The organism is Streptomyces sp. BR123 (assembly GCF_013401435.1).
Taxonomy (GTDB): Bacteria; Actinomycetota; Actinomycetes; order Streptomycetales; family Streptomycetaceae; genus Streptomyces.
On record NZ_JACBGN010000496.1, the window covers coordinates 1 to 3037 of the forward strand.

Genomic DNA, 3037 nt, shown 5'->3' on the forward strand with positions numbered 1-3037 from the left:
CCCCCGGGGGCGGGCGCGGCCGGGGCGGCCGGCGCGGCGGCGGGGGCCGCTCCTTCGGCGACCCGGGTGCCGGAGCCCTGCCGGGCGGTGAACCAGCCCTCGGCGACGAGTTCGGCGTAGGCGTCGGCGACGGCGTTGCGGGCCAGCCCGAGGTCGGCGGCCAGGGCCCGGTAGGGCGGCATCCGGGTCCCGCCGGCGAGCCGGCCGCTGCGGACGGCTTCGCGGAGCGCCTGGGCGAGGACGGTGCGGCGGGCGCCGTGCGGGGGGAGCTCCAGGTGCAGGTCGGCGCCGCCGCCCGGGCCGGGGGCGGTCCCGGTGCCCCCGCGCGGGGCGGCGTCGGTGTCGTCGGAGGTCATACGGGGCAGGTTAAGCCGCAGCCCGCGCGGGCCGGTTGACACAGGTCGGCGGGCCTGTGGCCCGGTGGCCCTGTCCTGTGGCACGGCGGCCCCGGGCGGCAGGGCGGTCGCACGGCGGGCCGCTCGGCTGACAGCTCAGCCGGTCAGCCGCTCAGGCGGTCAGCCGGTCGGTGGGTCAGGCGGTCAGGAAGCCAGTAGGTCGACCCCCGCCGGCCCGCCCGCTCCCGTCAGCCCCGTCAGGCGTGCCGGGCCAGGGCCTCGCGGACGGCCTCCTCCGAGCGGGCGACGATCGCCGTACCGTCGTCGGCGGTGATGATGGGCCGCTGGATGAGCTTCGGGTGGGCGGCCAGGTGGGCGATCCAGCGGGCCCGGGCCTCATCGGTCTCCTCGCGCGGGAGGTCGCGTACGCCGGTCTCCTTCGCGAGCGGGTCCGAGGTGCGGGTGATGTCCCACGGCTCCAGGCCGAGCCGCTCCAGGACCGTGCGGATCTCGGCCTCGGACGGCACGTCCTCCAGGTAGCGGCGCACCGTGTACTCGGCGCCTTCCGCGTCGAGCAGCGTCAGCGCGCTGCGGCATTTCGAGCAGGCTGGGTTGATCCAGATCTCCATGGCGTCCAGCCTAGTCAGAGGCTGCCTGGCCAGGGGCTTCTGTCAGTGCCCCCCGGTAAAATCGAGGGAGTACGACAGGACGCCAACTACCGTTTGGGAGGCTGTAGATGGCCACTGCCAAGATGCTTCGGCCCGTCAAGAAGAAGCCGCTGCCCGCGGGGCTCCCCCGGGAGTGGTACGAGAGCCACAACCGCCGGCTGAAGGCGATGCGGCTGGCGATATCCCTGCTCGACTCGGGGACGTACGACGCCCGGCGCGCCACCAACCGGAAGATCCGGTCGGTGGCCGTGCGGACGGGGATCCACCGGCCGTCGAACACGACCTGCCGGCTGGTGCGCGCGTACATCGTGAGCAACGCGAGCTGATCCGTGGGCTGATTCCGTGCGCGGCTGATTCCGTGCGCGGCGCCGAGCCGACCCCTCGCACAGCCGGGCCAGCCGGCACGCACAGCGGTTCCCCGCCCTGTCGGCGTCGGCCGTGTCCGTTCGCCGGGGCCTGCCGGAGCGGACCACTCCGGCAGGCACCACCCGGGTCGGCCCGGCCCGGCCGCGCACTTCTCGTCGAAGACGACGCGGCGAGTTGCCCTGCCGGGGGCACCTCCCAGCGGTAGCCGGGGGAGCGGCTCTGGCCCAAGTGCCGTCGATCTGCCAGCGACGGAAGAGCGTGTATGCGGTCTCCCACGGACCGTACCGCTCGGGTATGTCCCGCCACGGTGAGCCCGTGCGAGCACGCCACCAGATCCCCGTCGAAGACCTGCCGCCGATCCCGTGGCGGACGCCCCGTAGCCGGTATCGGCGGCAACAGCCGCTCCAGCCGCACCCACTGTTCGCCCGTCAGATCGCCACGAGCCATTCCAAGATCGTTTCAGATCTTGATCAACACCTCGGCGCGCATCCTAGCCCTGCGCCGGGTTGCTTCTCAGCTTGCGCTGTTCCCGGCGGTTGGGGTGGCGGATGACTACTCCCCCCATGCCGCCGGACCCGGTGAGCCGGAGCAGCGGAGTACCTGGAAGCCGGTCGGGAGTGGTCTTGTCCGTCAGGCCGCCGACGCCGGGATCCATGCCGTTGGTGTCTGCGGCCCAGCCGTCGGGGATGACAATCGTGACACCGGACGTCTCCCCGTACGCCTCCACTGCGACCTCCGCGAGGCGGCACTCGACCCGGGTGAAGTCAACCTTCACACCCCCCACGCCTCCGTGAGCGATCACGCGCCCGGGAACCTCCCAGCGTCCGGGGCCTCGAGACGCGCCACTCATGCCGCCCTTGAGCACCAGCGGCGGCTGGCTCTCAGCGGACTTCGGCCTCGGCAAGTCGGCGGTCAGGACGGCCAACTCGGCGTAAGTCCTGGACGTCAGCGCCTGCTCCAGGCGTGAATCCAGCTCATCGAGATCGATTCGCCCCTCGGCTGCCGCATCGCGCAACTGCTCCACCACTGCTTCCCGGTCGTCGTGAGAGGCGCGGAGTTCTCCTGATGGAGCAGGGCGCGGAGAGGGCTCCGGAGGCTGGGCAGTCATGGCCGCAAGGATAAACAGCCAGCGGACTGAGCGGACTGGGACCGCATATCTCAAACATCGCCCTAGGGATGCTTTCCGTCCGGCCGGGACCGCCGTTCGAGTGACAGGGCCAGCAGTGCCACGTCGTCGCCCGGCCCGCCGTCGGTGAAGGCCACCAGGTCCTGCCACAGGGCGCCGACCAGCCCGGCCGGGTCCTCCGGGGCCGGGGTGGCCACCACCGGGACGCGTGTGGCCAGGGGGTAGAAGACCCCGGCCGTGTCGCGGGCCTCCGTGACCCCGTCCGTGTAGGCGAGCAGCCGGTCGCCGGGCAGCAGCGGCACACCCGTCACCACGGTGTCCTCCGGGGCCGTGAGCCCGAGCCCCAGCGGGGGGCCCGGCTCCACGGCCACCTCCGACACGCCCGGCCCGCGCAGGAGCAGGGCCGGCGGGTGCCCGCACGACACGATCCGCACGAGGTCCAGCCCGGGCGGGAACTCCAGCAGCAGGGCCGTCGCGAACAGCTCCGGATGCCCGAGCCCGAAGGAGGCCCCGGCCGAGCCGCCCGCCCCACCCGACCGACC

The 3037-nt window shown here is 73.2% G+C and carries 5 protein-coding genes and 1 pseudogene; 1 reads left to right on the forward strand and 5 read right to left on the reverse strand.

What is annotated here, in order from left to right; translation table 11 throughout:
- On the reverse strand, positions 1 to 356 hold a 356-nt coding region (locus HYE82_RS35500), incomplete at its 3' end, for a GntR family transcriptional regulator (RefSeq protein ID WP_179178349.1).
- Between the two features lie 236 nt (positions 357 to 592).
- Positions 593 to 964 (reverse strand): ArsC/Spx/MgsR family protein, encoded by a 372-nt coding sequence (locus HYE82_RS35505; protein WP_179178350.1) that lies wholly within the window; start codon positions 962 to 964, stop codon positions 593 to 595.
- A 107-nt stretch (positions 965 to 1071) separates the two neighbouring features.
- Here HYE82_RS35505 and HYE82_RS35510 point away from each other — a divergent pair, with 107 nt between their 5' ends.
- Positions 1072 to 1329 (forward strand): hypothetical protein, encoded by a 258-nt coding sequence (locus HYE82_RS35510; RefSeq protein ID WP_179178351.1) that lies wholly within the window; start codon positions 1072 to 1074, stop codon positions 1327 to 1329.
- Between the two features lie 258 nt (positions 1330 to 1587).
- Here the strand turns inward: HYE82_RS35510 and HYE82_RS38765 are convergent.
- The 3 genes and pseudogenes from HYE82_RS38765 to HYE82_RS35525 form a co-directional block, all read right to left on the reverse strand.
- A pseudogene (locus tag HYE82_RS38765) lies at positions 1588 to 1816 on the reverse strand (transposase); the annotation flags it as partial.
- Between the two features lie 43 nt (positions 1817 to 1859).
- Positions 1860 to 2477 carry a DUF1707 domain-containing protein gene (locus tag HYE82_RS35520; RefSeq protein ID WP_179178352.1) on the reverse strand — a complete coding sequence of 206 codons (618 nt, stop codon included), beginning with the start codon at positions 2475 to 2477 and terminating at the stop codon, positions 1860 to 1862.
- Positions 2478 to 2539: 62 nt separating this feature from the next.
- On the reverse strand, positions 2540 to 3037 hold a 498-nt coding region (locus HYE82_RS35525; protein WP_179178353.1), incomplete at its 5' end, for a PP2C family protein-serine/threonine phosphatase.

Coding starts and splice junctions, on each gene's coding strand:
- HYE82_RS35505 (WP_179178350.1), bottom strand. CDS start 964: ATGGAGATCTGGATCAACCCAGCCTGCTCGAAATGCCGCAGCGCGCTG.
- HYE82_RS35520 (WP_179178352.1), bottom strand. CDS start 2,477: ATGACTGCCCAGCCTCCGGAGCCCTCTCCGCGCCCTGCTCCATCAGGA.
- HYE82_RS35510 (WP_179178351.1), top strand. CDS start 1,072: ATGGCCACTGCCAAGATGCTTCGGCCCGTCAAGAAGAAGCCGCTGCCC.